Below are 25,620 nucleotides of genomic sequence, written 5' to 3' on the forward strand. Positions count from 1 at the left end.
TCTTTCGTCTCATTTTCTCAGGATTTTGCCTATGACGTCGATCGTTTCCTCCTTGAGCATCAGCCAGATCAAGGCGCTTTCGACAGCAGCCATCCAGAGCTGGTCGACCGAGGACGTCGCCTCGCTGACGACCTCGCAGCTCAATGCATTCTCCTCCAAACAGATCGCGGCGCTCGAAGCGGAAGACATTGAAGTTCTCGGCTCGCGCCAGCTGAGTGCCATCTCGCGGACCGCCATCATCGGCCTGACGCTGGAGCAGCTCGGCGCGCTGGACCGGGCGATCAGCAGCCTCACGCCCACCCAAATCGCGGCCCTCAGCACTACTCAGGTGAAGGCGCTGACGGAGGATCAGTCCGAGGCGTTGACCTCGGCGCAGGTTCGCGTCCTGAGCGCCGCTCAGCTTGCCGTCTTCGAGCCTGAAGAGATTGCCACCTTCTCCACCGAGGACATGGCGGCCATCAGCTACAAGGCGGTCCAGGGCCTCAGCACGGCGGCCATCGCGCTGCTTTCGGACGAGCAGATCGGCGCACTGAACAAGCAGGCGCTCGCCGGCTTCTCCAATGCGCAGATGAACGCGCTCACGCCCGAGCAGATCGCCGCCCTCTCCACTGAACAGGTCGCCCAGCTGAAGCCGGCGCAGATCGCCGCGCTTTCGACCGCCGCCGTAGCCGCTTTCACCGAGACCCAGATCCCCGCTCTCAGCGCAAGCGCCATTACAGGTTTCAGCGCGCTGCAGATCCGTGCGCTCGGCAACGACCAGATCGAGGCACTGACGCCGGCCCAGACAAAAATGCTGACGGCCGCGCAGCTGAGCGCCATGGGTTCGGACGGCGTGCTCACCTTTTCCTCGGCCGATATCGCAGCCATTTCCGCCGGCGCGCTTTCCGGCATCAGCACCGATGCGATCGCCGCCCTGTCCGACGAACAGGTCGCCGGTCTCACCGCAAAGACCATCGCGGGACTGACCGCCACGCAAATCGGCGCCCTGACCTCCGACCAGATCGGCAGCCTGACGTCCACGCAGGTCCGCGCCCTCAGCTCCACCCAGCTCGCAGCGCTGTCCTCCGAAGACGTTGCAGCCCTTTCCAGCGAGAACATTGGCGCGATCGCTGGCAAGGCATTGAAGGGTTTCGGCACCGCTGCCATCGCAGCCCTGTCCGACGATCAGATCGCGGCGCTGACGACCGCACAGATCAACGCACTCGAGGCCTGGCAGATCGCAGCTCTCGGGACGGATGGCATTTCGGATCTCGGCACAGCCCAGATCGCCGCCATCAGCCCGAGCGCGATCGCCGGCCTCACCTCCGCGCAGATCGCCGTCCTCGACATGGACCAGCTGGAAGCCTTCACGCCGATCCAGGCGAAGGCGTTCAATTCCAGGCAGCTCTCCGTGCTCGACGCCGACACGATCGAAGCCTTCTCGACGATGGACATCGCCGCCTTCTCCGCGACGGCCATCGCCGGCCTCAATACGGCAGCGATATCGGGCCTGTCCTCCGACCAGGTCGCCGCACTGAACGCCAAGACCATATCGAGCCTGACGACAGCCCAGATCAGCACGCTGTCAGCCGAACAGGCCGAAGCCCTCACCGTCGTGCAGATTCGCGCCCTGACCGCCGCCCAGGTCGGCGCGATCGACCCATACACGTTCGAGGCCTTTACCAGCACGAAGATCGCGGCCCTCCAGCCGGCAGCGCTCTCCGGCCTTGGGACGGATGCGCTTGCCGCGCTCACCACCGCACAGATCGCAGCGCTGGCACCGAGCCAGATCGCATCCTTCAAGCCTTGGCAGCTCGGTGCGCTCGATGCCGATCAGGCCGAAGCGCTGACGCCGGCACAGCTTCGCCTGCTGAGCGCCACACAGCTGGCGGGTTTCGGCGCGGAAGCGCTTGAAACCTTCTCCACTGCCGATATCGCAGCGCTCGCCAACAAGTCCGTGGCCGGCCTCACAACGGATGCCGTCGCAGCCCTGTCGACTGCCCAGATCGCCGCACTCGGCGCCGCCGCCTTCTCCAGCCTGACGGGCGCACAGGTCGGCGCCCTCAGCACCGAGCAAATCGGCGCGCTTTCGACGCTGCAGGTCGCCGCACTCGGCGCCACGCAGCTGCGCGCACTGGATCCGGAAGGTTTCGAGTCCCTCACGTCGGCCCACATCGCCGCCATCAACAGCAAGGCAATGTCGGCGCTTGGCACCGATGCGATCGCCAATCTGTCCACCGACCAGATCGCGGCCCTCAGCACCGGCACCATTGCAAGTCTCACCGCCAAGCAGCTCGGCGTGATGACCACGGCCCAGGCCGAAGCCCTGACCTCGGCGCAGGTGCGCGCCCTGACCTCGAGCCAGCTTTACGCGCTTGGCGACGACAATATCGCGACCTTCTCTATCGAAGACCTTGCCGCGATCCACAGCAGGGCCGTCTCCGGTCTTCCAACCGGCGCGCTGGCCGCCCTTTCGAGCAGCCAGATTGCAGTCCTGACAACCGCCCAGATCGTCGGCCTCACCACCGCGCAGCTGGCGGCCATGAATCCGGAATTTGTGGGATCGTTGACCACCGCCCAGATCGCGGCGCTCAGCACCAGCGTCATCGCCAGCCTCTCCACGGCGCAGATCGCCGAACTCGATGCCGCGCAGGCCGAGGCGCTCACCTCCGCACAGGTGCGCGTCCTCACTTCGGATCAGCTTGCCGAATTCACGTCGCAGGAGATCGCGACGTTCTCCACGGCCGATATCGCGGCTATCACGAAAGCCATCCTCGGCCTCAGCGACGACGCGATCACAGGTCTTTCCACCGCCCAGGCGGCAGCGCTCAGCCGCAATGCGCTGGCCAGTATGACGGCGGCGCAGATCGAGGCACTGACGACCGCCCAGATCGCGGCCTTCACGACGGCGCAGATCGGTGCCCTCACCTCCATCCAGGTCGCAGCGCTCGAACCGGAGGACGTCCAGGCTCTCTCCACGACCCAGATCGCGGCACTTGCAAACCGTGCCCTTTCGGGCTTCACGCCGGGCACCATTGCCGGCCTCAGTTCCGACCAGATCGCGGCCATCAGCACCATCGCCATTTCCGGCCTCACCACCGATCAGATCGACGCCCTGAATTCCACCCAGGTCAGCAGGCTTTCCAACGGACAGATCAAGGCACTGACCGCAACCCAGGTCGCAGCGCTCGGCGAAGACCTTGCGGTGCTCTCCAGCGCGCAGATCGCAAGCCTCAACACGACAGCCATTCCCGGCATGACCACCGGCCAGATCGATGCGCTCACCGCCGAGCAGATCGCCGCGCTTTCCACCGCGCAGGTCGGCATGCTGACCGCCCAGCAGATCGGCGCCTTCAGCACGGCCGAAATCGCAGCCTTCACAACGGCTCAGATCGCGGCGCTGGGCGTCACGGGCATTCCGGGTCTCACCGGCGACCAGATCGAAGTCCTCAGCACCGGTCAGGTCGCGGCGCTTTCCAGCCGCCAGATGGGGGCTCTCACCTCCGCGCAGCTCGGCGCTATGGGCACGGAGAACCTGGCGGCTCTCACCACCGGCCAGATCGCAGGGCTCAATGCGGCAAGCATTCCCGGCCTCACATCCCAACAGCTCGCCGTGCTCAGCACCAGCCAGGTCGAAGCGCTGCACGAAGCGCAGGTCGGCGTTCTCACCTCCGAGCAGATCAGCGAACTCGGCACTGAAGACATCGCCACCTTCTCCACAAAGGACATCGCCGCCATCACCGCCAGTGCCATTGCCGGCCTGTCCGCGGCCAAGATCGCCTCGCTCTCCACCGCCCAGATCGCAGCGCTCAGCACGGCGGCAATCGCCGCGATGACGACAACCCAGATCGCAGCGCTTTCCACCGGCCAGGCGGAAGCGCTCACGAGCAACCAGGTCGCGGCGCTCGGCTCCACGCAGCTTGCGGCGCTCGGCGCGGACGATATCGCCACTTTCTCTTCCAGGGACCTGGCGGCCATCCGCTCGGATGCGATCGGCGGCCTCTCGACCTCGACGCTTGCCGCCCTTTCGACCGCCCAGATCGCAGCCTTCGGGTCGGCCGGCATCAGCGGGCTGACTGCCCGCCAGCTCGCTGCACTTGGCACGGCGCAGGCCGAGGCGCTGACCAGCACCCAGATCGCCGCCCTGTCCTCCACCCAGCTTGCCGCCCTCTCCTCCGATGCGATCGCCACCTTCTCGACGCGGGAAATGTCGGTCATCGGCTCCGATGCGGTGGCAGGTCTTTCGACCGCCTCGATTGCCGCCCTCTCCACCGGACAGGTCGCGGCGCTTAGCTCCCTGGCCATCGGCAGCCTGCTGCCGCGTCAGATCGCGGCGCTCAGTAGCGACCAGCTCGATGCCATGACGCCAGCGCAGATGCGCGCACTCGGCGCACGCCAGATCGCCTCGCTCGGCACTGAATATATCGCGGCGCTTTCGACGGCGCAGATCGCCGCCCTTTCGACGGCCGCGATTTCAGGCCTTTCCGCGGAGCAAGTCGCCGCCATGACCACGGCGCAGGCCGAAGCGCTCACAAGCACGCAGGTCGGCGCCCTGACCTCGCGCCAGATCGCCGCTCTCGGCATGGACGACCTCGACACGTTCTCGGTCGCCGACATGGCCGCGATCAGCTCCAGCGCCATGTCCGGCCTGTCGACCGGCATGCTCGCCTCGCTGACGACGAGCCAGATCGCCGCGCTCGGCCCGGCCGGCCTTTCCGGCATGACGAGCGAGCAGATCGGCGCGCTCAGCAGCACCCAGGTCGCAGCCCTTACCACGGCGCAGATCGCCGGCCTTGGTTCCCGACAGGTGGCCGGCCTCGCGATGGAAGACATTGCAGCACTTTCCCCCGCGCAGATCGCCGCGCTCGGTACCGGCGGCATTGCCGGCCTGACGACCGCGCAGATCGCTACGCTTTCGACCGCGCAGGCGGAAGCACTGACCAGCACGCAGATCGCCGCGTTCAAATCGACGCAGATCGGCGCCTTCCACACCGAGGCGATCGAGACCTTTTCCGCGCATGAGATGAGCATGATCAGCTCCAGCGCGGTCGCCGGCCTCTCGACGGCGATGATCACGATACTGACCACGGCCCAGATCGCCGCCCTCGACGGCGCGGGCCTGACCAGCGCACAGGTCAATGCGCTGAGCTCCAACCAGCTGGAAGCGCTGACCACCGCCCAGCTCGCCGCTTTCGGCTCCATCCAGGTCGGCGCGCTCGGCACCGATGACATCGCGCTGCTTTCGGCCACACAGATCGCCGCCATCGGCACGGCCGGCGTCGCCGCGCTCTCGGCAAACCAGATCGTGGCGCTGACGCCGGATCAGGCCGAGGCACTGACCAGCACGCAGGTCGCAGCGCTCAGTTCCACGCAGATCGGTGCACTGAGCACGGACGACCTCGCCCTGTTCTCGACCGCCGACATGGCCGCGATCAGCTCGCGCGCCGTTTCCGGCCTTTCGACATCGGCGCTCCATGCCCTGACCGAGAGCCAAATTGCGGCGATGAGCCCGGCAGGCATTTCCGGCCTTGTCAGCGACCAGATCGCCGCACTCAGCATCGATCAGGTCGAGGCGCTGACCAGCGCGCAGGTGGGCGCGCTCACCGCACGCCAGCTTTCCGCCTTCACCGCCGATCAGTTGAGCACCTTCTCGACCGCCGACATGGGCGCGATCAGCTCGATCGCCATGTCGGGCCTGCCGGCTTCGATCCTGTCAGGCTTCACTGCCGAGCAGATCGCGGCACTCAGCCCGGCCGGTTTCTCCGGTCTTTCGACCAGCCAGATCGGCGCCCTGAGCACGAGCCAGATCGCCAGCCTTTCCACGGCACAGATCGCAGCTCTCGGCTCGCGCCAGATCGGGGCGCTCGGCGTCGATGACATTACGGCCCTGACCGCGGCACAGATCGCCGCCTTCAGTGCAAGCGGCATTGCCGGCCTCACCGGCGCACAGGCGGCTGCGCTCACCGTGGAACAGGCCGAAGCGCTTTCCTCGACGCAGGTCGCCTCGCTCGGCTCCACCGCGCTGGCCGGCCTCTCGACGCAAGCGCTCGACACGTTCTCGCTGGACAAGCTGTCGGCCATCGGCTCCTCCGCCATCCGCGGTCTGCCGGCCAACTATCTCGCGACGCTGTCAGACGCGGAAATTGCAGCCCTTGGCACGGCGGCAATCTCCGGGCTCACCAGCACCCAGATCGGCGCGCTCAGCGTCGAGCAGCTGGAAGCCTTCTCGGTCGCGCAGATCGGCGCTCTCAGCATCTCCGGCCTCGCGGGCCTGACGACCGCGCAGATGCAGACCATCTCCGCCGAAGAACTGGCCGCCATCACTCCGGCGGCCATCAAGGGCCTCTCCTCCGCCGCGATGGGTTCGCTGTCGACGGAGAGCGTTGCCACCCTGAGCAAGACCCAGCTTGCCGCGCTGAGCTACAGCCAGATGGCCGCGCTGAGCGCCACCCAGATCGGCGCGCTCTCGGCCGATCAGGTCGGCGCCCTGACGGCGACGCAGGCGGCCGCGCTGGGTGCCGACGATTTCGGCAGCTTCTCGGTCGACCATATCCTGGCGCTCAGCTCGAACGCCATTTCCGGCCTCAGCACGGCAACGCTGGCCGGCCTGACCTCCGAGCAGGCCAATGCCTTCACGCCCGGCCAGCTCGCCGCGATGACATCATCGCAGATCAGCGCCCTGTCGCAGGCGGGTTCCGGCGGGGCTTCGGTCCAGAGCTTCTCGTTCTCCGATACATCTGGCGCATCGGCGGGCACGGAGAGCGGTTCGGGCGATGACGAGATCGCGTCGATCATCTCGTCCTACCTCGCGATCTGACGCCTTCTGACTGATTGAAAACCGGAAAAGGCCGCCCTCGGTGTTCGAGGGCGGCCTTTTCGTTTGATGTAAGCCTTCCGATCAGGACGGATCGTAGGTCGGGAAGCCACTGCATTTGCCGGCGACGGCCGACCGGCAATCCCGCGGGCGATAGAGCCGCTTGTAACCACCTTGTTCGGCGCGCAGCCGCTGCTTGCGCTGATGGGCGCGCAATTGCGCTTCAGAGCTGGAAGAGTGGACACCGGTCTCCCGTGGCGGGGCCGTCGTGCAGCCGGCCAGGACGAAAGCCCCAGCCATCACCATCACGACACCGGTGAGAAAAGCTCTATTCCTGCGCATCCGATCCCTCCGTGCGAAGGTCTTGCATAGCACACGCGCCGCTTTCGATGAATGACAGAAGCGACTTTTCAAAGCGCCTTTCCCTGCGCTATAGTTTCAGTACGGCCGGAGGCGGCCGGCAGACCCGCGCCTTTCGAAGGCATGGCGAACGCCTCCCAGAAAACCTTTCTCCACCGTTCATCGTGGGCGAAGGCGTCGGCAATGCGGGCACTGACGAAGACTTCGCCGTAACGAAAGGAACGGACATGCGCGATTATCGCGATGCCAAAGCCATGGCAAAAGCCCTGCGCGAATCTCTTGCAGCCCGCAACACCGAGATCAGTCACAGCGAAGCGCTGGAAATCGTCGCCCGCCAGTTCGGCGCCGATACCTGGAACATCCTGTCGGCAAAGATCGAGGCGAAACCCGAACCGGCCGGTGTGGTCTTCGAGCTTGCCGTGCCGATCATGCGCATTTTCGACGTCGCGAAGGCGCACGAATTCTATCTCGGCTTCCTGGGCTTCTCGGTCGACTGGGAGCATCGCTATGGCGACAATTTCCCGCTCTATACGCAGGTCTCCCGCGCCGGGCTGCGCCTGCATCTTTCCGAACATGCGGGTGATGCGACACCCGGCAGCACCGTGGTCGTCTACATGAAAGGCATCCGCGCCTTCCAGAAGGAACTGATCGGCAAGGACTACCGCTATATGAAGCCCGGCCTCGAAGACGAGGGCTCGCGGCTGGAAGTGACGGTCATAGACCCTTTCCAGAACCGCATCCGCTTCATGGAACTGAAGGACTGAAGTCCTCTCCGACGAGGGGCTTGCCCCTCGTCACTCCGCCCGCCAGGCGATGACGCCCTTCAGCCGCTCGTGCGTGTCTTCCGCGAAAGGCATGACGAGCACGCGGGCGGGATCGACCGGGCCGGGGAAGGCCAGCGCATTCCAAGCAACCTTTTCGAAGCCGAGCGGGCCGTAGTACGGCGGATCGCCGACGAGCACGACGGCTTCAGAGCCCTTCCGCTTGGCGGCGGCGCAGGCGATGGCGAGCAATTCACGGCCGATGCCGCGGTTCTTGTGCGAAGGCCGGACCGCGAGCGGACCGAGCAGATGCGCCTTCACCCCGCCGGCCAGAACCGGCGTCATCCGCACCGAGGCGATCGTCTCGCCGTCATCCGTGCAGACGAAGGAGAGCGACAGGTCGTGCGGCCCCTGCTCACGAATGCGGGCTGCGGCACGCACATGCCGACCGGGACCGAAGGCTTCTTCGTTGATGTGTTCGATGGCCGCGTCGTGGGAGGCATCTTCCGTCAGGTAGACGATGTCGTGCTTGAGCATGTTCATGGAGATCAGGAAACCGGATACGAAGCTAGGGATGCGGGTTATCGCGCCGCCGCCGAAAGGGGCGCAGCAGGAGCATCAGCGTCGTCGTGGGTTTCCGATATAGAACATGCGGTCGTCTTCCTCGCCGGCTTGAGCGCCGGTGCTGATCTGCGCGGATAGCAGAAATTTTCGTTCTGTCAAAGAGCAAAACGCACCGTTCACTAAAAAGCGCCTATCCAGCCAATGCCCATGCGCTATCTATGAACCCAGGTTCAGGCCGCGACCGGCCACAAAGGAGATCATCATGGGCATGCTCGTTGACGGCGTCTGGCATGACGTCTGGTACGATACCAAGGCGACGAAGGGTCATTTCAAACGGTCCGTCTCGCAGTTCCGCAACTGGATCACGCCGGATGGCGAACCGGGCCCGACCGGTGAAGGCGGCTTTGCGGCCGAGGCCGGCCGCTATCACCTCTATGTGTCGCTCGCCTGTCCCTGGGCGCACCGCACGCTGATCTTCCGTAAACTGAAAAAGCTGGAAGATCTGATCACCGTCTCGGTCGTCGATCCCCTGATGCTGGCGAAGGGCTGGGAATTCAAGGGCGAAAACGGCGGCACACTCGATCCGCTGTTCAACGCCTCGGCCCTCTATGAGGTCTATCTCAAGGCCGATCCACACTATTCCGGCCGCGTGACGGTGCCCGTGCTGTGGGACAAAAAACAGAACCGCATGGTCTCCAACGAATCGGCCGAGATCATCCGCATGTTCAACTCGGCCTTCGACGGCCTCACCGGCTCGCGCGACGACTACTACCCGGAGATCCTGCGCGCCGAGATTGATGCGCTGAACGACAGGATCTACGACACCGTCAACAACGGCGTCTACAAGGCCGGCTTTGCAACGACGCAGGAGGCCTATGAGGACAGCATCACCAAACTCTTCGAGATGCTGGACAGCCTGGAAGAGCGGCTTGCGACGAAGCGCTACCTTACCGGCGACCGGATCACCGAGGCCGACTGGCGGCTCTTCACCACGCTGGTGCGCTTCGATCCCGTCTATGTCGGCCACTTCAAGTGCAACATCCGCCGCATCGCCGACTATCCGAACCTCTATGGCTATCTGCGCGAACTCTACCAAGTGCCGGGCGTCGGCGGGACGGTCAACATGCGCCATATCAAGGAGCACTATTACCGCAGCCACACGATGATCAATCCGACCGGCATCGTGCCCGTTGGCCCTGATATCCACCTGGCAACGCCGCATGGCCGCGACAGGTTGAAAGCGGCCTGACCTCTACCAGAAATCCGCGAAGGTGGCCCGCCCGGCGATTTCCTCCAGCCGCCGGCGGGTCGCCGCGGTGGTGGCCGCCGGCAAGGCATCGAGCGTGAAAAAGCCGGCCTCGACGATTTCGCGATCCTTCAGACGCGGCGCGGTCTGCGTGACGCCATCGCAGCGATAGAGCAGGACGTGATCGCGCCTGCTCGTCTGCTTGTTGAAATAGACATGCAGAAGCCGCGGTGGCGCACCGAGCGCCAGATTGCCTTCCTCGCGGATTTCCTTGGCGACGGCCTCCAGTGCCGTTTCGCCCCGCTCGATGCCGCCGCCCGGCAGATGCCAGCCCGGCACGTAGCTGTGGCGGACGAGGAAAACCCGTCCGGCGTCGTCGAAACAGGCCGCACGCACGCCCATCGTCATGCCGCGAGACAGCGCAAAATACTGATGCACGAGACCCGTCAGCAGGCGCGCCAAAACGCTGCGGGTCGGCGGGGAAGCGGGCTGTGGCCTATCCTGTTCCATTCCGGCACTTCGCCGGAACCTTTCGGGCAAATCAAGCCTTGCAGGTCGAAGCATCGGGAATATCCACGCGCTTCACGTTTCCCTGCACGGCCTTATGCTCTAAGGAGGGGTATGTTCAGACTTGCCCACATATCGGACGTTCATCTCGGTCCGTTGCCAGCCCTCACCTTTCTCGAGCTTTTTTCCAAGCGGATCACCGGTTTCGTCAATTGGCACCGCAACCGTCGGCGCCATCTCTTTGCCAATACGCTGGACATCGTGCTCGACGATATCGAGCGGCGCGATCCCGATCATCTGGCGATCACCGGCGACCTCGTGAACCTCGCCTCGTCCCTGGAAATCTCGGCGGTCAAGAAATGGCTGCCGGAAGCCGGCACGCCGGAACACGTCTCGGTCGTGCCGGGCAATCATGACGCCTATGTGCGCGGCGCCTATGAGAAGACGACGCGGGCCTGGTATCCCTATATGCGCGGCGATGCAGCACCGGCCGAATGGGAAGAAGACAGGCATGTCTTCCCCTATATGCGCATCCGCGGGCAGGTCGCGATCATCGGTTGCTCGACGGCCGTCGCCACGCCGCCCTTTTCCGCATCGGGCTATTTTGGCAGCCGGCAGGCGCGTGAGACGGTCAACCTGCTGCGGGCGGCCGGCGAGGCCGGGCTCTTCCGCGTCGTGATGATCCACCACCCGCCGATCCGCGGCGCGACCTCCTTCCACAAACGCATGATCGGCATCCGCCGCTTCGCCGCAACGATTTCCACTGGCGGCGCCGAACTCGTGCTGCACGGCCATACCCACCTCAACACCGTGCACTGGCTGCCGGGCCAGACGAAGCAGGTGCCGGTGGTCGGTATCGCCTCGGCCTCCCAGGGACCGGGCGGTCACAAACCGCCGGCGGGCTACAATCTCTTCACAATTGCGGGCACGCCCGGAAACTGGAACCTCATGCGCGAGCGCTACGCGCTGACGCCGGACGGCCTTGCGCTGACGCTTGCGGAAACCACGCGTTTCTGACGCTTTTCAGCGAATAAACCCCCTCGCCCATCCGTACTTCCCTCTCAGAGTGGCCTGCCGAAAGCAGGCCGTTCAAGACGGCCCGCGTCCGGCAGATTCCGATCGAGAGGGAACCCATGACCATGCTCCGCCACACCATGCTGCTTTCATTCTGCGCCGCCGTCTCTTTCACGGCGCTTTCGGCTGCACGCGCCGCCGATTCCGACACCACCACGCCGCCGGTCGCCACGGAAACGACGACGACCTGCACGGACGGCAAGATCTGGAACGAGGAAAAGAAGGAATGCGTCGCGCCCGAGGACATGAAACCCGCCGAAACCACGCCCGCCGAGGGCACAACGCCGGCAGACGACAAGGCCAAGACGGAAGAACAGAAGAAGACGGAGCGCGAGATCGACGACAAGCTCTACACAGCGGCGCGTGAATTCGCCTATGCCGGCCAGCATGAGAATGCGCTGCGGGCGCTGCGCGCCGCCTACAATCAGGAAGACCCGCGCATCCTCAACTATATGGGCTACAACACCCGCAAGCTCGGCAACATCAAGCTCGGAATGACCTACTACAAGCGCGCGCTGCAGAAGGACGAGAACTATATCCTCGCCCGCTCCTATATGGGCCAGGCCCTGATCGACCAGGGCGACATCGAGGGTGCCCGCGTCCAGCTCGTCGAAATCCGCGACCGCGGCGGTGAGAACACCTGGGCCTACCGCGCGCTTCTCCAGTCGCTCGGCGGCGAGCGGACCACCTATTAACAGGCCATCAGGCGCCGTCCGAGAATGGGACGGCGCCGGCCATATCAAGATCAATCGTTGAGGAACGCGGGAAACTGCGCTCCGGGATGCCGTTCATGCTTGCAGACCCTAGGAAGAATGTTTCATATCAAGCGGTCGCATCCGCTCAGGAAGCGAATAGAGTTTTGATCCCGAACGTTTCCTTGGAAAAGCAATGCGTCCGACGGCAGAATCGAATGAGTTCCGGCGAGAATTGGTCAATTTGCTGCCGAAGTTGCGCCGTTTTGCCATGACGCTGACGCGCAACAGCAGCGATGCAGACGATCTCGTGCAGGAGGCTTGCGAACGCGCCATCACGCGGAGTCATCTCTGGAACGGGGAAGGCCGGCTGGAAAGCTGGATTTATGCCATGACGCGCAATCTGTGGGTGGACGAAATCCGCAAGCGAAAGGTCCGCACAGGGTCAGGCACGGTAGATGTCGCCGAGCAGGATACTCTTCACATCGAGGCGTCGGCCGACAAGGCCGTCTATGCCAAGCAGTTGCACAAGTTGATCATGACCATGCCCGAGGGCCTTTCCAGCGTCTTCCTTCTGGTGAATGTGGAAGGCCACAGCTATCGCGAAGCCGCCGACATTCTCGGCATTCCCATCGGCACGGTGATGAGCCGGCTTTCGGCGGCCCGTATCCGGCTCGCGGCCATGATCTCGGAACAGACGGAAAGGAGGGCCTGACAGTGGAAAGCACACAGGGTCTCCCCATCGAAGTGCGGCTGTCCGCCTATCTCGACGGCCAGCTGCCGCGCTCGGAAATGAACGAAATCGACGAGATTCTCGCGCAGGACGACGATGCGCGTGAGGTGTTCGAGAAATTGAAGCTCGGCAGCGAATTCGGCGCCCGCGCCTTCGAGAGGATGCTGCAGGAGCCGATTCCGCTCGATCTCGTGCGCAATATCAAGGAAGCCCGTGCCAGCGAGGACGACGCGCCGAAACTCGGCATTGCCGGTGTTCCCGTCGCCGCAGCGCCCGCAGCGCGGCGCAGCACGTTCTGGCCTCAGGCGCTTGCCGCGTCGCTGGCGATTTTCATGGCAGGCGGCGTCGCCGGGTATCTCATCTCGGAACAGCAGGACACCGACGCACCACTTCAGATCGCTGCCGCACCCCGCACCTGGCTGGACGACATCGCGGACTATCATCGCATCTATGCGCGCCAGACGCGCCATCTCGTGGAAGTGCCGGCGAGCGACAAGGAGCACATCGTGGAGTGGCTGTCGGCCAGCACCGGTGTTGCCTTCACCCTGCCCGATCTTACCGCACAGAACCTCACCTTCGAGGGCGCGCGCCTGCTGGTCGCCGGCGGCAAGCCGACGGCACAGCTGCTCTACCGCGATGCCGAAAACGAGATCTTCGCCATCTGTTTCCTCCAGAGCGAACCGGTCGAGGGCAAGACGACGCTTGCCGAGAGCATGCGCAACGACATCGGCCTCGTTTCCTGGCAGCGGGGCAACGCCTCCTTCGTCGTGGTAGGCCCGTCGGCAGACCCGAACCTGGAACGCATCGCCGAAGTGGTCTCCACGACCATTTAGCCCTTCACAAGCTACGCAGACCGGCCGCGGCGACGCCACGGCCATGTCCTTCCTTCGCTCCCTCGTTCCCAACATTGGCCAGCCATGAAGGCACATGCGGGCTTCACCGCCTCTTGTGGGTCCCGCGTCGAATCGGCGAAGAGGGACTCGCACATTTCGGGAGAGTTCGATGAGCGACGCGTTCGGCTTCATGTTCGCCTTTTACGGGCTGCTGCTCGGCCTCGCCGTCGTCGAAGTCGTCTCCGGTTTCTCGCGCGCCTATGACGAACGGCAGCAGCGTCGGATCGGCATCGTCGCCCCCCTCTTCGGCCTTATGCTTCTGGTGGATCTCGTCACGTTCTGGATGAACGCCTGGGCCTATCGCGAGATGGCCGACATCAACCACATGATCGCCTATGCCGTGGCGGTGGTCGCCCTGCTCTATTATTTCGCCGCCACCCAGGTTTTCCCGAAGGCGACGGAAAAGGATACGCTCGACAACCACATCATGGAGCACCGGCGCGTGGTGGTGTATTGCGTGCTCGGCAGCAACCTCATGACCCAGATCCCGCCGGCGATCTCCGCTTTCACCACGCCGTGGCCCCTGCAGGATTTTACGCTCTGGATCACCCTCAACCTGATCTACTACGCGCTGCTGCTCACCGCCGCCTTCGCGAAAAGCAAAACCGTCGTGATCGCGGCCGTCGCCACGGCCGTCATCTACGTTCTCGGGGCAACGGCCATCTTCGCCGGGTAAGGCACGCCACGCGCCAAAAGAAAAAGCCCGGCAAGATGCTGCCGGGCCTCTCCTGCGGATCTGCAGACCGATCAGCCGCGCGTTGCGAGCACGCGGTTGGCCGCCGAGACGATGGCCTCGAGTGAGGCCGTCACGATGTTGGTGTTGATGCCGACGCCGAACAGCTTGCCGCCGGGATGCACCACCTCGACATAGGCGATGGCCGCCGCGTTCGAGCCCTGCTGGAGCGAATGCTCGGAATAGTCGGCGACCGACATCGGGATGCCGAGATAGATCGACAGCGCGTTGATGAAGCCGTCGATCGGGCCGGTGCCCTTGCCTTCGATGCGCTTCGTCTCGCCGCCATCGGTCACCTCGGCGGCGACGATGCGCGAGCCCTTCTGGCCGCTTTCGTCCGGATAGGTATGGTGATCGACGAAGCGGATGCGCGTGCCGGGCTGGGTGACGTACCGCTCCATGAAGCTCTCATGAATGCGCTTGGTCGGCAGCTCGACACCCTCTTCGTCCGTGATGCGCTGGATCTCGTCGCGGAACTCGACTTGCAGGTTGCGCGGCAGGTTGATGCCGTAGTCTTCCTGCAGAATGTAAGCGATGCCGCCTTTGCCGGATTGCGAGTTGATGCGGATGATCGCCTCGTAGGAACGGCCGACGTCCTGCGGGTCGATCGGCAGATAGGGCACTTCCCAGAGCGGCTTGTTGGCCTTCTTGATGGCCTTCATGCCCTTGTTGATGGCGTCCTGGTGCGAGCCCGAGAAGGCCGTGTAGACCAGCTCGCCGACATAGGGATGACGTTCCGGAATGGCCATCTCGTTGGAATATTCATAGACCGACTTGATGCGCTCGATATCCGAGCAGTCGAGCTTGGGATCGACGCCCTGCGTGTACATGTTGAGCGCAAGCGTGACGACATCGACATTGCCGGTGCGCTCGCCATTGCCGAACAGCGTGCCTTCGACGCGGTCGGCACCGGCCATCAGGCCGAGTTCCGTCGCAGCGATACCCGTACCGCGGTCGTTGTGCGGGTGCAGCGAGATGATGACGTTCTCACGGTTGTCGATGTTGCGGCACATCCATTCGATCTGGTCGGCATAGATGTTCGGCGTCGCCATCTCGACGGTGGAGGGCAGGTTCAGTATCAGCTTGTTGTCGGCCGTCGGCTTCACGATCTCGACGACCGCGTTGCAGATCTCCAGCGCCACTTCCAGCTCGGTGCCGGTAAAGCTCTCCGGCGAATATTCGAAGCGATAGCCACCGCCGGCCTTGGCGGCCATGTCGGTGATCAACTTGGCGGCGTCGGTAGCGATCTGCTTGATGCCATGGACATCCTTGGCGAACACCACGCGGCGCTGCAATTCGCTGGTCGAATTGTAGAAATGGATGATCGGGTTATGCGCGCCTTCCAGCGCCTCGAAGGTGCGGGTGATCAGTTCGGGGCGGCATTGCACCAGAACCTGCAAGGACACGTCCTCGGGCACATTGCCCTCTTCGACGCACCAGCGGGCGAAGTCGAAATCGGTCTGCGAGGCGGAAGGGAAACCGATCTCGATTTCCTTGAAGCCCATGTCGAGCAACAGCTGGAACATGCGGGCCTTGCGGTCGTGGCCCATCGGGTTGATCAGCGACTGGTTGCCGTCGCGCAGGTCAACCGAACACCAGATCGGCGCCTTGTCGATGACCTTGCCCGGCCATGTGCGGTCGGGAATGTTGATGGTCGGATAGGCCTGATACTTGGCGGCGGCCTCGGGCATGCCCTGCTTGGGAGAATGGGTCTTCAAAATCATTGCTTCGTCTCTTCGTCATCCCGGCATTCGCGAAAGCGTCATAGCGCCTAACGAGCACGAATGCATCGGAATTCATACACTGGGGGTGAAACGAGGAGCTATTGCCGGGCGGGCTTTGTCGGCCGCCGGGCGCTCCTCAGCGAACCCGGCAACCGCGCGTAAGGCCGAGAAGAAGAAGCGAGGAGAAGCCGCGCGAACGCTCGACGACGGCAGTGCTGCCGCGCGAAACGCGTTCGATGATCTGTGCGCTGGTCTTCAACATAGGCCGTCTATACCGGCGGGCTGGCCAAAGCGCAAGCACCCGCCACCTGAAACTTTGATACCGGCCGCACCGTTCATCAAAAGACACAATTGACGCGGACACTCGAAGCATAGAGCTTAGGCGACAATCATGAAGTATCTTTCCCTCATCCCCCTCGCGCTCCTTGCCGGATGCATGACGCCGCCCTCGCCCCAGACGATCGAGGACAATGCCTATTGCACCCGCCTCTACGGCGCCATCAGCGACTACAAGATCCAGTGCCTTTACGAGCGCTCGATCGGCAACAACGATCCGCGCGATCCGTTCTCGCGCCGCAAGCGATAAAAAACCCTCCGCCGATGGCGGAGGGTTCTCAATTCAGCGAAAGCGCGTCCGCTCAGATATCGGCCTGCGAAGTCACGATGCGCGAAACGAGGCCGTAGCCCTTTGCTTCCTCGGCGGAGAGCCAGTAGTCGCGGTCCGTGTCCTTGGCGATCTTCTCGATCGGCTGGCCGGTGGCGTCGGCGAAGATCTTATTTAGGCGCTCGTTCATCTTGATGATTTCACGGGCCTGGATCTCGATGTCCGATGCCATGCCCCGGGTGCCGCCCGACGGTTGATGCAGCAGGAAGCGGGTGTTGGGCAGGCAAAGGCGCTGCTCCTTCGGTGCCGCGACGTAGATCAGCGCACCGGCGGAGGCGACCCAGCCCGTACCGATCATCCAGACCTTCGGCTTGATGAACTTGATCATGTCATGGATCGAATCGCCCGATTCGACATGGCCGCCCGGCGAATTGACGTAGATGCGGATGTCTTCGTCGCTGGCGGCGGCAAGCGCCACGAGCTGCGAGCAGACCTTCTGCGCCAGTTCCTGGTTGATCGGCCCGTAGATGAAGATCGAACGCGACTTGAAAAGGTTCGCCTCCGTTTCCTTGCCCAGGGGCAGTTCCGTCTTCTTGTCGTCCTCGTCGCTCATCCAAAGTCTCCGGATTTATCGTCAGAATAGTCTTGGTCGCTGTCAGATAATGCGACTCACTGGCCAAGACAATGCAACAAAACCGATAGAGGGCGATAGAGCCCCGCCCGTGCCTCCGGAAAACACGGTAAATGCGCCTCTCACACAACGCCTGCGCGAATTGCGTATGGACTCGCCGCCATCATCGTTCCTAGTATGCAGTTTTCCACAAAACGCCGTACCCTGCTTGCAGGCGGCGAACAGGAGGGTGCCATGATCAGACGCTTCATGCTGGTAATTGCCGCACTGGCCACCACGACCGCTCCGGCTTTTGCCCATCTCAATCCCGAAGAACACGGCTCCTTCATGGCCGGTTTTTCGCATCCGCTGTTCGGGCTCGATCATATCCTCGTTATGGTCGCCGTCGGCCTCTGGGCCGCACAAATCGGCGGCAGGGCGCTCTGGGTGGTGCCAAGCGCCTTCGTCGGCACGATGGCGCTCGGCTTCGGACTTGCCCTCGCCGGCATCGGCCTGCCCTTCGTGGAACCGGCGATCCTTGCTTCTGTCGTTGCTCTCGGCCTGCTGGTCGCGATGGCCGTAAAGCTCGACACCGTGGCCTCCGCCGCCATCGTCGCCGTCTTCGCTCTCTTCCATGGCCATGCCCATGGCGGCGAGCTCGGCTCGGCCGGCGCCTTCCAGTTTGGCGTCGGTTTCGTCATCGCGACGGCTCTGCTGCATGTCGCGGGCATCGCGCTCGGTCTTGGTATCGCCCGCGCATCAGGCGGCGCGGTGGTTTCGCGCATCATCGGCGGCCTGACTGCGGCCGCCGGCCTGCTCCTCGCCTTCGGCTGATCCCCTCGGGCTGGCGGGGCTTCTCGACCCGCCAGCTTTTCGCGACGGCGCGCCGTTCCATCCTGCCTATCGGGGGATCCTTTCGATCCTGACCTTGATGCCGTGCGCCTTTTCGGTTTCCGGCTCGACATGGATGGCGATCTGCGCGCCGGGCTGCACCGCGACGATCGCCTCCTCCAGCCGGTCGCAGATTTCGTGCGCCTTGCCGACCGGCATCGCCGCCGGCACGACGAGGTGGAAATCGACGAACGTGGCCGAGCCGGCGCGTCGTGTCTTCAAGTCGTGTACGCCAAGCGACCCCGTGCCGTTGGCGGCGATGGCGGCCTGAATCGCCTCCGCCTCGCTCGGCTCGACCGCATGATCCATCAGGCCGTCGACAGAATGGGCGATGACCTTCCAGCCCTGGTAGAGGATGTTGAGCGCGACGAGCACGGCCAGCAAGGGATCGAGCACCGCATAGCCTGTCACAATCGCCAGGACGAGACCGACGAGCACGCCGGCCGAGGTGACAACGTCGGAGAGGATGTGCTGCCCATCCGCGGACAGGGCCGGCGAACGGTAGCGCCGGCCGGCGCGGATCAGTACATAGGCCCAGAGCGCATTGATCGCGCCAGCCAGGAAGTTGATCGCAAGGCCGAGCACCGGCGCTTCCATCGCCGTCGGCGCAAAGACGGCCGGCAGGGCCTCCTTCACGATGAGCAGCGCCGCCACGACGATCAGCACGCCCTCCAGAACCGCCGAAAGATATTCTGCCTTGTGATGGCCGAATGGATGGGTCGTATCGGCGGGCTTCGCCGCATAGCTGATCGCCGCGAAGGCAACGATGGCCGCGACAACGTTGACGCTCGATTCCATGCCGTCGGACAGAAGCGCGACCGAGCCGGTCACCCACCAGGCCACAAGCTTCAGCCCCATCACACCCAGCGACAAGGGGATGCTCCAAAGCGCCAGCCGCTTGACCGTACCGCTATGTGAATTTTCCATAAAGCTCTCCATGCGCATGCAAACGAGTTGCAAAAAGCCTGGCCCATCAACGCAAAACCGCGCGCACGGGGACGTGCACGCGGTTTTCTCTTGAGGTCCCTATCGGCCAGTTCGGCCGTTTTGTCAAAGCCTCAGGCGGCTTTTACCTTGGCTTTTTTGGAGAGGTGCGCCACCACGTTCTCGATCATGCGCATGCCGGCGTCCTGACCGAGCGTCATGATGGATTCGGGATGGAACTGCACAGCGGCCACGGGCTCGCTTGAATGTTCGATGCCCATGATCGTGCCGTCCTCGCTCTCCGCCGTGATGATGAAATCACGCGGCAATGTCGCGGGATCGGCGAAGATCGAATGGTAGCGGCCGACCGTCACTTCCTTGCCGAGACCAGAGAAGACGATACCGGGCTCCAACACGCGGATGCGCGACGGCTTGCCATGCATGGGGATGGCAAGCTGGCGCAGATCGCCGCCATAGGCTTCCGCCAGTGCTTGCAGGCCGAGGCAGACGCCGAAGATCGGCAGGCTGCGGGCGCGCGCCTTCTTGATCGTCGCCTTGCAGTCGAAATCCTTCGGGCTGCCGGGGCCAGGCGAAAGCACGACGAGATCAGGCTTGATCCGGTCGAAAATCTCCTCCGGCACGGGTGTGCGCACCGTCGTCACGTCTGCGCCGGTCTGGCGGAAATAGTTGGCGAGCGTGTGGACGAAGCTGTCTTCGTGATCGACCAGCAGGATCTTGACGCCCGCACCGACCGACGCGACGTCGCGCTGGACCTTGGAGGAGTTGCCGGACTTGGCGTCGCGGATGGCTGCGATCATGGCGGAGGCCTTCAGTTCGGTTTCGGCTTCTTCTTCTTCCGGGTTGGAATCGTAAAGCAGGGTCGCGCCGGCGCGCACCTCGGCAATGCCGTCCTTGATGCGGATGGTGCGCAGCGTAAGCCCTGTGTTCATGTCACCATTGAAGCCGACCATGCCGATCGCCCCACCATACCATGCGCGCGGGCTCTTCTCATGCGCCTCAATGAAGCGCATCGCCCAGAGCTTCGGCGCGCCGGTGACGGTGACGGCCCAGGCATGCGACAGGAAGCCGTCGAAGGCATCCATGTCGTCACGAAGACGGCCTTCGATATGATCGACCGTGTGGATGAGGCGTGAATACATCTCGATCTGCCGGCGACCGATGACCTTGACCGAACCGGGCTCGCAGACGCGGCTCTTGTCGTTGCGGTCGACGTCCGAGCACATGGTCAGCTCGGATTCGTCCTTCTTGGAGTTCAGAAGCTTCAGGATCTGCTCGCTGTCGGCGATCGGGTCGTCACCGCGCTTGATCGTACCGGAGATCGGGCAGGTTTCGATGCGGCGGCCTGACACGCGCACAAACATTTCCGGCGAGGCGCCGACGAGATATTCCTGGTTGCCGAGATTGATGAAGAACGAATAGGGCGACGGGTTGATCGCCTTGAGACGGCGCGAGATTTCCGACGGCTTGCTTTCGCAGCGCTCGAAGAATTTCTGGCCGGGCACGACTTCGAAGAGGTCGCCACGGCGGAAACTTTCCTTGGCCTTGACGACCAGCTCGGCATATTCGCCGGGACGGTGATCGCCATGCGGCGGAATGACGTCGACGGTCTGGAACGGCTCGGAACCGATGGTCTCGCCCTTGCCTTCCGTCGAAAGCCCGTCCTTTGCAAAGTCGTAGCGGTCGATCCACGCTTTGGCGGCATAGTGGTCGACGACGAGGATTTCATCCGGCAGGAAGAGCACCATGTCACGCTGGTCGTCCGGCCGCTTCAGCTTGAGTTCGATGGCATCGAACTGGAAGGCGAGATCGTAGCCGAAGGCGCCGTAGAGGCCGAGGCTGGCATCCTGATCGGAATGGAACAGGTCCGTCACGGCGCGCAGCACGGTGAAGACCGTCGGCATCTTGGAGCGTTCTTCCTCGGTAAAGACCCGGTCGGGCAGCTTCACGTCGAGATCGAGACGCGTGGAGGTGTGCGCACCGAGCTGCAGTTCCGGCACGGACGCGAGACGCTCCACAATGAACTCCAGCAGCACCTCGCCGCGGCCATTGTACGCTTCGATCCAGACGGAGCGGCCGAAGGAGGAGATGGCGAGCGGCGGATCGACGACGGCGGTATCCCAGCGCGTGTAGCGGCCCGGATATTCGTAGTTCGAGGAGAAGACGGCACCGCGTCGCTCGTCGAGTTTGTCGACATAGGCGGAAATCGCGTTTGTATAATCCGCCGCGCGGCGGCGGCGGGTGACGGTCACGCCGCCCTTGGTTTCATAGGCTTCGCCGCTGTCTTCCAGTATTCTCGTCGCCATTCCCCAACTCCGTTTCAGGCCCGGTCTTCGGAAGGCGGCCAAAAACAAAAAAGCCGCCTCGAAGGTTCCGGGCGGCTTGTCGTCTCAATCACGCATGACTGGTCAAGGCCGCCTCAGCGAACCCACCACCAACCAGCGATGTTGATCATCTTTTCCATGGGCGGAAGTGTTAGCGTGAAGTGCGCCGCCGCGCAAGGGCGATTGCGGGAATGGGCTCACTTGCGGAAAATTGCGGCCGAAGCGCTTTGAAGTTTGCCAATCCTGCGTGCTTCGAGATCAACAAGCAACAATTTGTCAAGTTCGCGAAATTCGCCATATCCGGGGATTTGCCCATTCTATGAGCATGTGCTAACTCCCCCGGCTTGGAACATTAGAATCAAGGCAAATACCCATGGTCGCCATCATGGTCGAAGAATTCCGCGAAATGCAGCGCCAGCTCGCGGGCACATTGGAAGACTACGAAACCCCCGAGTTCAAGCGGCTCGACGGTCAGATCGCGCATGTCTTCGATGCGATCTACCAGCACGAACCACAGACGGCAGAGGAAGCCCGCACCATGGCCGGCTTCTTCCTCGACCTCATCGGCGACAACGATGCGGGGGATAATATTCACCTGATCGAGAAGGTGCGCACCATCGTCGAAGACTGTTCGGCGCGCAGCGATCTGCCGATGGAAATCGTGCACGGCGCCGGCATCTAGCAGGCCAGCGGCAACCAATTTCGTCGAACGGCGTTTCCCCGCTGACCTTGTCAGCCGGGAGACCGACCCATCGCACACCGCCGCGCCCTCCTCCTCATCCTCGCCATTCCGCTTCTCGCCGGGGCTGCCGACCTGCCGAAGGACGGCCCCCTGCCCGTGTCCCGGCCCGAGCAGAAGGCTGAGGACAAAGCGAACAAGGATGCCGAAACAGCGCCGGATGCCTCGGTGAAAGAGGATGCCGGGCGCCAGGCACAGGAAGACGCCAAGGCGGAAGCAGACAAGAAGGCCAAGGCGGAGGCTGAGAAGGCGGCGCAGCGCCCGCACGAGGACGCGAAGGCGGAAGCGGCCTGCCGGACGGAATTGAAAACCCTCGGCGTGACCTTCGAGGAGGCACCGGTCGTCAATGACGGCGCGGCCTGCGGCATCGACAAACCCGTTTTGCTCAAGGGGCTTCCCGGCGGCGTGAAGGTCGAGCCGGAAGCGACGGTGCGCTGCGAGGCGGCCTTGCAGGTCACGCGCTGGCTGGATGCATCGGTCAAACCCTCGCTGGAAGCCGCGATGCCCGGCGAAACGATCACAGTGCTCTCGCAGGCTTCGGCCTATGTCTGCAAGAACCGCAACGGTGCCGAAGAAGGCAAGATTTCCGAACACGCTTTCGGCAATGCGCTCGATATTGCCGGCTTCACGCTGAAGAGCGGCAAGACGATCACCATCCGCCCCGCGGATAAGGAGCCCACGCTGGAGGGCGCCTTCCAGCGCGCCATCACCGAGGCCGCGTGCCTCTATTTCACGACGGTGCTCGACCCCGGCAGCGACGCCGCCCACCAGAACCATCTGCATCTCGACGTGAAAGAACGGCGCGGCGGCTATCGCTACTGCTGGTAAGCCGCCACGTCGCTTCCTATCTGTAGCGCGGCATTCGCCGCGTCATCCTCCAAAGGACCCTTCCATGTCGATTTCCGCCTACGAACTCACCATCCCCACCCTCCAGCGCGGTTTTGCCGTGCTCACCAAGCTGCTCGACAAGGCCGAGGCTTTTGCCGAGGAGAAGAAGATCAAGCCGGAAATCCTCGTCAATGCACGCCTCGCGCCCGACATGCTCTCGCTTGCCGGCCAGATCCAGCGCCTCAGCGACACCGCCAAGGCCGCAGCAGGCCGCCTCACCGGCACGGAAGCGCCGAGCTTCGCCGATGAGGAGGTGACGCTCGCCGACCTGCGCGCCCGCATCCAGAAGACGACGGACTACCTCGCCGCCGTGCAGGAGCCCGCCTTCGAGGGCGCGGCAGAGCGCATCGTGACGGTGAAGACGCGTGGCGGCGAACTCAGCTCCTCCGGCAAGGAATACATCCTCACCTTCGTCCTGCCGAATTTCTACTTCCACCTGAGCCTGGCCTACGCGATCCTGCGCCACAACGGCGTCGCTGTCGGCAAGCTGGACTTTTTGGGCCGGGCGTAAGCGCGGCTATGCCAATCTTGGAGGTGGCGACCATCGATCAAAAAGCCCTCCTCCCCACTGACGTCATCCTCGGGCTTGACCCGAGGATCCACCGCCGCACTCGGAGCGTGGATGGTCGGGTCAAGCCCGACCATTACGGAGGAGAGGGAGTAGACGAACTCAGCGGGCACAGGAACAGGCACTCAAGGCAGCGCCTCACCAGCACCAGACAGCAGTTACGGGCCGACCAGGCTCCGCGCTACGCTAACCTCAGAACAGCCCCTCAATGTACCCCTGCTCGTTGAGAAAAATCTTCTCCGACGACGGCACCTTCGGCAGGCCGGGCATGGTCATGATTTCCCCGGTGATGACGACGACGAAGCCGGCGCCGGCCGATAGCCGGACTTCGCGTACCGGCACCGTGTGGCCTGAGGGCGCGCCGCGCAGGTTTGGATCGGTTGAGAACGAATATTGGGTCTTGGCCATACAGACCGGCAGGTTGCCATAGCCCTGATCCTCCCAGACGCGCAGCTGGTCGCGCACCGCCTTGTCGGCGATGACTTCGCCGGCATGGTAGATATCCTTGGCGATCGTCTCGATCTTCTGGAACAGGGGCATCGCATCCGGATAGAGCGGCGAAAACTGCGAGAGGCCGGATTCGGCAAGCTCGACGATTTTGTGCGCGAGATCCTCGATGCCGGCGGAGCCCTGCGCCCAGTGCCTGCAGAGAATAGCCTCCGCGCCGAGCGTCGCGACATAGTCCTTCACCGCCTGGATCTCGGCATCCGTATCGGAAATGAAGTGATTGATCGCGACGACGACGGGCACGCCGAATTTCTTGACGTTCTGCACATGGCGGCCGAGATTCGCGCATCCCTTCTTCACCGCATCGACATTCTCCTTGCCGAGCTCGTCCTTCTTGATGCCGCCATTCATTTTCATGGCGCGTACCGTTGCGACGATGACGGCCGCGTCCGGCTTCAGTCCAGCCTTGCGGCACTTGATATCGAAGAATTTTTCAGCCCCGAGATCCGCGCCGAAACCAGCCTCCGTCACCACATAGTCGGCCAGCTTCAGGGCCGTCGTGGTGGCGATGACGGAATTGCAGCCGTGGGCGATGTTGGCGAAGGGACCGCCATGCACGAAGGCCGGATTGTTTTCCAGCGTCTGCACGAGGTTCGGCTGCATGGCGTCTTTCAGAAGCACCGTCATCGCGCCGTCGGCCTTGATGTCGCGGGCAAAAACCGGCGACTTGTCGCGACGATAGCCGATGATGATATTTCCGAGGCGCTTTTCGAGATCTTTCAAATCCGTCGATAGACAGAGGATCGCCATCACCTCGGAGGCGACCGTGATATCGAAACCGGTCTCGCGCGGATAGCCATTGGCAACGCCGCCTAGGGAGGCCACGATGTGGCGCAGCGCCCGGTCGTTCATGTCCATCACGCGCCGCCAGGCAATGCGCCGGATATCGATATTCTGCTCGTTGCCCCAGTAGATGTGGTTGTCGATCAGCGCCGACAGCAGATTATGCGCCGAGGTGATGGCGTGGAAGTCGCCGGTGAAATGGAGGTTCATGTCCTCCATCGGCACGACCTGCGCATAACCGCCGCCGGCTGCTCCGCCTTTCACCCCGAAGCAGGGGCCGAGCGAAGCTTCGCGAATGCAGGTGATCGCCTTCTTACCGATCCGGTTGAGGCCGTCGCCGAGGCCGACCGTCGTCGTCGTCTTTCCCTCGCCGGCCGGTGTCGGGTTGATCGCGGTGACGAGGATCAGCTTGCCGTTCTTCCTGTCCTTCTGCGCCGCGATGAATTCGGCGCCGATCTTCGCCTTGTCATGGCCGTAGGGCAGCAGATGTTCGGCGGGAATGCCGAGTTTTGCACCGATCTCAAGGATCGGTTTCTTCTTGGCGGCGCGGGCAATTTCGATATCGGACTTCACGTCGGCCATGCGGTGTCGCTCCCTCTTTAGCGCGTTTCTACCGCAATCGGGCTCCTCTCCCGAAGGCGGCGCTTTCTTGTCTTACAACGCCATTTCAGCGTGAAGCGGCCC

The 25,620-nt window shown here is 63.4% G+C and carries 22 protein-coding genes; 13 read left to right on the top strand and 9 right to left on the bottom strand.

The window, feature by feature from the left end; translation table 11 throughout:
- Nucleotides 1-31 precede the first annotated feature (31 nt).
- Nucleotides 32-6,796, top strand: coding sequence for a beta strand repeat-containing protein (locus tag MUU55_RS05130; protein WP_244759666.1), 6,765 nt, complete (start codon nt 32-34; stop codon nt 6,794-6,796).
- 81 nt (nt 6,797-6,877) lie between these two features.
- On the opposite strand, the gene MUU55_RS05135 is transcribed toward MUU55_RS05130, so the two are convergent.
- Complete coding sequence (locus MUU55_RS05135; RefSeq protein WP_244759667.1) at nt 6,878-7,135, bottom strand: hypothetical protein; 258 nt, start codon at nt 7,133-7,135, stop codon at nt 6,878-6,880.
- Nucleotides 7,136-7,380: 245 nt separating this feature from the next.
- Between MUU55_RS05135 and MUU55_RS05140 the strand changes: the two genes are divergently transcribed.
- Entirely contained in the window at nt 7,381-7,917 is a 537-nt protein-coding gene (locus MUU55_RS05140) for a glyoxalase superfamily protein (RefSeq protein ID WP_244759668.1), read from the top strand.
- Between the two features lie 30 nt (nt 7,918-7,947).
- Here MUU55_RS05140 and MUU55_RS05145 read toward each other — a convergent pair whose 3' ends face one another.
- Entirely contained in the window at nt 7,948-8,457 is a 510-nt protein-coding gene (locus MUU55_RS05145; RefSeq protein WP_244759669.1) for a GNAT family N-acetyltransferase, read from the bottom strand.
- A 283-nt stretch (nt 8,458-8,740) separates the two neighbouring features.
- Between MUU55_RS05145 and MUU55_RS05150 the strand changes: the two genes are divergently transcribed.
- Nucleotides 8,741-9,727, top strand: coding sequence for a glutathione S-transferase family protein (locus tag MUU55_RS05150; RefSeq protein WP_244759670.1), 987 nt, complete (start codon nt 8,741-8,743; stop codon nt 9,725-9,727).
- A gap of 3 nt (nt 9,728-9,730) precedes the next feature.
- Here MUU55_RS05150 and MUU55_RS05155 read toward each other — a convergent pair whose 3' ends face one another.
- The gene (locus tag MUU55_RS05155) at nt 9,731-10,234 is read right to left on the bottom strand and encodes an NUDIX domain-containing protein (protein ID WP_244759671.1); all 504 of its coding nucleotides are present in this window, start codon (nt 10,232-10,234) and stop codon (nt 9,731-9,733) included.
- 111 nt (nt 10,235-10,345) lie between these two features.
- On the opposite strand from MUU55_RS05155, the gene MUU55_RS05160 reads away from it, so the two are divergent.
- From MUU55_RS05160 to MUU55_RS05180, 5 genes are all read left to right on the top strand, one after another.
- On the top strand, nt 10,346-11,248 hold the full coding sequence (locus MUU55_RS05160) for a metallophosphoesterase family protein (protein ID WP_244759672.1): 903 nt from the start codon (nt 10,346-10,348) through the stop codon (nt 11,246-11,248).
- A gap of 116 nt (nt 11,249-11,364) precedes the next feature.
- Nucleotides 11,365-12,000, top strand: coding sequence for a hypothetical protein (locus MUU55_RS05165; protein WP_425314132.1), 636 nt, complete (start codon nt 11,365-11,367; stop codon nt 11,998-12,000).
- A gap of 193 nt (nt 12,001-12,193) precedes the next feature.
- Nucleotides 12,194-12,712, top strand: coding sequence for an RNA polymerase sigma factor (locus tag MUU55_RS05170; RefSeq protein ID WP_244759673.1), 519 nt, complete (start codon nt 12,194-12,196; stop codon nt 12,710-12,712).
- Between the two features lie 2 nt (nt 12,713-12,714).
- Nucleotides 12,715-13,563 (top strand): anti-sigma factor family protein, encoded by an 849-nt coding sequence (locus tag MUU55_RS05175; RefSeq protein WP_244759674.1) that lies wholly within the window; start codon nt 12,715-12,717, stop codon nt 13,561-13,563.
- Between the two features lie 169 nt (nt 13,564-13,732).
- Complete coding sequence (locus MUU55_RS05180; protein WP_244759675.1) at nt 13,733-14,299, top strand: hypothetical protein; 567 nt, start codon at nt 13,733-13,735, stop codon at nt 14,297-14,299.
- A gap of 71 nt (nt 14,300-14,370) precedes the next feature.
- On the opposite strand, the gene leuA is transcribed toward MUU55_RS05180, so the two are convergent.
- A complete protein-coding gene (gene leuA, locus MUU55_RS05185) occupies nt 14,371-16,080 on the bottom strand; it encodes a 2-isopropylmalate synthase (RefSeq protein ID WP_244759676.1) in 1,710 nt (569 codons plus the stop codon).
- Between the two features lie 136 nt (nt 16,081-16,216).
- Nucleotides 16,217-16,342 carry a hypothetical protein gene (locus MUU55_RS29065; protein WP_280518846.1) on the bottom strand — a complete coding sequence of 42 codons (126 nt, stop codon included), beginning with the start codon at nt 16,340-16,342 and terminating at the stop codon, nt 16,217-16,219.
- 129 nt (nt 16,343-16,471) lie between these two features.
- Here MUU55_RS29065 and MUU55_RS05190 point away from each other — a divergent pair, with 129 nt between their 5' ends.
- A complete protein-coding gene (locus MUU55_RS05190; protein WP_244759677.1) occupies nt 16,472-16,666 on the top strand; it encodes a hypothetical protein in 195 nt (64 codons plus the stop codon).
- 52 nt (nt 16,667-16,718) lie between these two features.
- Here the strand turns inward: MUU55_RS05190 and MUU55_RS05195 are convergent, their stop codons facing one another.
- Nucleotides 16,719-17,297, bottom strand: a complete 579-nt coding sequence (locus MUU55_RS05195; protein WP_117366840.1) for an ATP-dependent Clp protease proteolytic subunit — start codon at nt 17,295-17,297, stop codon at nt 16,719-16,721.
- Between the two features lie 252 nt (nt 17,298-17,549).
- Between MUU55_RS05195 and MUU55_RS05200 the strand changes: the two genes are divergently transcribed.
- Nucleotides 17,550-18,128 (top strand): HupE/UreJ family protein, encoded by a 579-nt coding sequence (locus MUU55_RS05200; protein WP_244759678.1) that lies wholly within the window; start codon nt 17,550-17,552, stop codon nt 18,126-18,128.
- A 66-nt stretch (nt 18,129-18,194) separates the two neighbouring features.
- On the opposite strand, the gene MUU55_RS05205 is transcribed toward MUU55_RS05200, so the two are convergent.
- Together MUU55_RS05205 and MUU55_RS05210 are read right to left on the bottom strand one after the other, a co-directional pair.
- Nucleotides 18,195-19,112 carry a cation diffusion facilitator family transporter gene (locus tag MUU55_RS05205; protein ID WP_244759679.1) on the bottom strand — a complete coding sequence of 306 codons (918 nt, stop codon included), beginning with the start codon at nt 19,110-19,112 and terminating at the stop codon, nt 18,195-18,197.
- Between the two features lie 131 nt (nt 19,113-19,243).
- Nucleotides 19,244-21,433, bottom strand: a complete 2,190-nt coding sequence (locus MUU55_RS05210) for an anthranilate synthase (protein ID WP_244759680.1) — start codon at nt 21,431-21,433, stop codon at nt 19,244-19,246.
- 391 nt (nt 21,434-21,824) lie between these two features.
- Between MUU55_RS05210 and MUU55_RS05215 the strand changes: the two genes are divergently transcribed.
- From MUU55_RS05215 to MUU55_RS05225, 3 genes are all read left to right on the top strand, one after another.
- The gene (locus tag MUU55_RS05215) at nt 21,825-22,133 is read left to right on the top strand and encodes a hypothetical protein (RefSeq protein WP_244759681.1); all 309 of its coding nucleotides are present in this window, start codon (nt 21,825-21,827) and stop codon (nt 22,131-22,133) included.
- 156 nt (nt 22,134-22,289) lie between these two features.
- Nucleotides 22,290-23,018, top strand: a complete 729-nt coding sequence (locus tag MUU55_RS05220; RefSeq protein WP_244759682.1) for an extensin-like domain-containing protein — start codon at nt 22,290-22,292, stop codon at nt 23,016-23,018.
- 64 nt (nt 23,019-23,082) lie between these two features.
- On the top strand, nt 23,083-23,589 hold the full coding sequence (locus MUU55_RS05225; RefSeq protein WP_244759683.1) for a DUF1993 domain-containing protein: 507 nt from the start codon (nt 23,083-23,085) through the stop codon (nt 23,587-23,589).
- Between the two features lie 249 nt (nt 23,590-23,838).
- On the opposite strand, the gene MUU55_RS05230 is transcribed toward MUU55_RS05225, so the two are convergent.
- Nucleotides 23,839-25,518 carry a formate--tetrahydrofolate ligase gene (locus MUU55_RS05230; protein ID WP_244759684.1) on the bottom strand — a complete coding sequence of 560 codons (1,680 nt, stop codon included), beginning with the start codon at nt 25,516-25,518 and terminating at the stop codon, nt 23,839-23,841.
- Between the last annotated feature and the right edge of the window lie 102 nt (nt 25,519-25,620).

This window comes from Shinella curvata (assembly GCF_022899935.1).
GTDB lineage: Bacteria > Pseudomonadota > Alphaproteobacteria > Rhizobiales > Rhizobiaceae > Shinella > Shinella curvata.